The 3,705-nt window shown below is 74.1% G+C and carries 4 protein-coding genes; all 4 read left to right on the plus strand.

All coding sequences use genetic code 11. The features are described from left to right. On the plus strand, nucleotides 1-204 hold a 204-nt coding region (locus ACFQ11_RS37285), incomplete at its 5' end, for an adenosylcobinamide-GDP ribazoletransferase (protein WP_378307613.1). A 64-nt stretch (nucleotides 205-268) separates the two neighbouring features. Next, nucleotides 269-1,747 (plus strand): leucyl aminopeptidase, encoded by a 1,479-nt coding sequence (locus tag ACFQ11_RS37290; protein WP_378307615.1) that lies wholly within the window; start codon nucleotides 269-271, stop codon nucleotides 1,745-1,747. A 133-nt stretch (nucleotides 1,748-1,880) separates the two neighbouring features. After that, nucleotides 1,881-3,275 (plus strand): dihydrolipoyl dehydrogenase, encoded by a 1,395-nt coding sequence (gene lpdA / locus ACFQ11_RS37295; protein ID WP_378307617.1) that lies wholly within the window; start codon nucleotides 1,881-1,883, stop codon nucleotides 3,273-3,275. Between the two features lie 41 nt (nucleotides 3,276-3,316). Beyond that, nucleotides 3,317-3,705 (plus strand): biotin/lipoyl-containing protein (locus ACFQ11_RS37300; protein WP_378307619.1); only part of this gene is annotated, 389 nt, incomplete at its 3' end.

A 3,705-nucleotide genomic window follows, 5' to 3' on the forward strand; every position in this document is an offset into this window, starting at 1 on the left:
GCCGCCGCCGCCGGGGCGGGGGCGGCCCCGGACGGGACGGACGGCGCCCCGCTCGCCGACGGCGCCGCCGGGTTCGGGCTCGCCGCCGCGCTCGCGGTCCTGCGGCACGCGATCCGGCGGCTGGGCGGCGTGACCGGCGACGTCCTCGGCGCGCTCGTGGAGATCGCCGGGACGGGCGCGCTGATCGTCCTCGCCGCGGGATGAACCGGGACGAACCTTTGATCCCAGGGGACGAACCGGCCCCCCAAGAGGACTAACATCGGGCTACGTGACGACCATCAGCCTTGACAGCGCAGCCCCGGACAGCCTCGACGTCGACGCGATCGTGATCGGTGTCTCGCCCGGCGGGGAGGGAGTCGCCCCGGCCGCCGGCGCCGAGGCGCTGGACCGGGCCCTGGACGGGCGGCTCGCCGCCGCGCTGGGCGCGCTGGGCGCGACCGGCAAGGCCGGGGAGATCACCCGCGTGCCCACGCTCGGCGCCGTGCCCGCCCCGGTGATCGTCGCCGCCGGGCTCGGCGAGGACCCCACCGCCGAAGACCTGCGCCACGCCGCCGTCGCCGCCCTGCGCTACCGCGCCGGTTCCGCCCGCGCCGCCGTCGCGCTGCCCGCCGCGTCCGCCGAGCGGGTCGAGGCGGCCGCGCTGGGCGCGCTCCTGGGCGCCTACTCCTTCGACTCCTTCCGCACCGGCGAGCACAAGAGCCCGGTCGAGGAGATCACGCTGCTGGCGGGCGGCGACGGCGCCGAGGCGGCCGTCGAACGCGCGCGCGTCCTGGCCGAGTCGGTGAAGCTCGTCCGCGACCTGGTGAACACCCCGCCGTCCCACCTCTGCCCGGAGGACCTCGCGGGCGAGGCCGAGCGGGTCGCCCGCGAGACCGGCCTGTCGATCGAGGTGCTCGACGAGAAGGCGCTGGTGGACGGCGGCTACGGCGGCCTCGTCGGGGTCGGGCAGGGCTCGGTCAACCCGCCGCGGCTGATCCGGCTCTCCTACACCCACCCGGAGGCCGCGAAGACCCTCGCGCTGGTCGGCAAGGGCATCACGTTCGACTCCGGCGGCCTGTCGCTCAAGCCGTCCGAGGCCATGGACTGGATGAAGTCCGACATGGGCGGCGCGGGCGCCGTGCTCGGCGCGCTCGCCGCCATCGGCCGGCTCCGCCCGAAGGTCAACGTCGTCGGCTACCTCGCCGCCGCCGAGAACATGCCGAGCGGGACCGCGCAGCGCCCGTCCGACGTCATCCGCATCTACGGCGGCAAGACCGTCGAGGTCCTCAACACCGACGCCGAGGGGCGCCTCGTGCTCGCCGACGCCCTGGTGCGGGCCGCCGAGGACGACCCCGACCTGATCGTGGACGTCGCCACCCTCACCGGCGCGCAGCTCGTCGCGCTCGGCACCCGGACCACCGGGGTCATGGCCAACGACGACGCCGTCCGTGAGAAGGTGGTGGACGCGGCCGGGCGCGCCGGCGAGCCCTCCTGGGGCATGCCGCTGCCGGCCGAGCTGCGCAAGGGCCTGGACTCCGCGGTCGCCGACCTCGCCAACATCAGCGGCGACCGCTGGGGCGGCATGCTCGTCGCGGGCGTGTTCCTCCAGGAGTTCGTCCGGGACGGCGTCAAGTGGGCCCACCTGGACATCGCGGGCCCGTCGTTCCACAAGGGCGAGCCGTACGGCTACACCCCGAAGGGCGGCACCGGCGCCGCGACCCGCACGCTCGTCCAGATCGCCGAGGACCTCGCCGCCGGAACCCTCTGAGGGACGCCCGGTGCGGCCGGGATGACAAGCGAATAGGTTTTCTCGAGGCGGTGGGGCCCGTTGCCGGAGCGCCCCGCCGCGCCCCCGGCGCCGCGACCCACGCGGCGCCAGAACCCGGGAAAGGGAGCGTCCAGTGGCCAACAGCGGCCCCTTCGACATCGTGGTCCTAGGTGCCGGCAGCGGCGGATACGCGTGCGCGCTGCGCGCCGCCGAGCTCGGCAAGTCCGTCGCGCTCGTCGAGCGGGACGAGTCCCTCGGCGGGACCTGCCTCAACCGGGGCTGCATCCCCACCAAGGCGCTGCTGCACGCGGCCGAGGTGGCGGACCAGACCCGCGAGGCCGCCAAGTTCGGCGTCAAGGCGGCGTTCGAGGGCATCGACGTCGCCGGCGTGAACGCCTACAAGGACAAGGTCGTCACGACGACCGTCAAGGGCCTCACCGGCCTCATCAAGGGCCGCGGCATCGAGATCGTGCACGGCACCGGGCGGCTGACCGGCCCGACGACGGTCGAGGTCACCGCCCAGGACGGGACGGTCCGCGCGCTCGAGGGCGCGCACATCGTCCTCGCCACCGGGTCGGCGCCGCGGTCGCTGCCCGGCCTGGAGATCGACGGCGAGCGCGTCATCTCCAGCGACCACGCGCTGCGGCTCGAGCACGTGCCCGGCTCCGTCGTCGTGCTCGGCGGCGGCGTGATCGGCGTCGAGTTCGCGAGCGTGTGGCGCTCGTTCGGCGCCGACGTCACGATCGTCGAGGCCCTCCCCCATCTGCTGCCGCTGGAGGAGGAGTCCAGCTCCAAGCGGCTGGAGCGGGCGTTCCGCAAGCGCGGCATCAAGTTCGAGCTCGGCGCCCGTTTCGAGGGCTGCAAGACCACCCAGGGCGGCATCGCGGTGTCGCTCGACAACGGCAAGACGGTCGACGCGGAGCTGCTGCTCGTCGCCGTCGGCCGCGGCCCGGTCTCCGACGGCATCGGGCTCGCCGAGGCCGGCGTCGAGACCGAGCGCGGCTTCGTCAAGGTCGACGAGTACTGCCGCACCAGCGTCCCCACGATCTCGGCGGTCGGCGATCTGATCGAGACGCCGCAGCTGGCCCACGTCGGCTTCGCCGAGGGGATCCTCGTCGCCGAGCGGCTGGGCGGGCTCACCCCGCCCCCGATCGACTACGACGGCGTCCCGCGCATCACCTACTCCGACCCCGAGGTCGCCTCCGTCGGCATCACCTCGGCGACGGCGCGGGAGCGCGGGCACGAGATCAGGGAGGTCACCTACGACCTGGCCGGCAACCCCAAGAGCAAGATCCTGGGGACGCAGGGCGAGATCAAGGTGATCGCGGCCGTGGACGGGCCCGTCCTCGGCCTCCACATGGTGGGCGCGCGCGTCGGCGAGCTCATCGCGGAGGGGCAGCTCATCTACAACTGGGAGGCCCTCCCCGACGAGGTCGCGCAGCTGATCCACCCCCATCCGACACAATCCGAGGCAGTCGGCGAGGCACATCTCGCCCTCGCCGGCAAGCCATTGCACGTGCACGGCTGAACGCCGCACGGTTCATTTCTTCGAAGGAGTCGCTGAGAGCCATGCCGGTCTCCGTCACCATGCCCCAGCTCGGCGAGAGCGTCACCGAGGGCACCGTCACCCGCTGGCTGAAGAAGGAGGGTGAGCGCGTCGAGACCGACGAGCCGCTTCTCGAAGTGTCGACCGACAAGGTCGACACCGAGATCCCTTCGCCCGCCTCGGGCGTCCTGACCAGCATCACCGTCGCCGAGGACGAGACCGTCGAGGTCGGCGCGGAACTCGCCATCATCGGCGACGAGGGCGACGCGCCGTCCGGCGGCGCCGCCCCGGCCGCCGAGGAGAAGCCGCAGGAGGCCCCCGCTCCGCAGCAGGAGCAGGCCCCCGAGCAGCCGCAGGCGGAGCAGGCGCCGCCGTTGGCGGCCTCGCCGCCGCCCGCGCCGCAGCAGCCGGT

It is taken from the genome of Actinomadura sediminis (genome assembly GCF_042675525.1).
Taxonomy (GTDB): Bacteria; Actinomycetota; Actinomycetes; order Streptosporangiales; family Streptosporangiaceae; genus Spirillospora; species Spirillospora sediminis.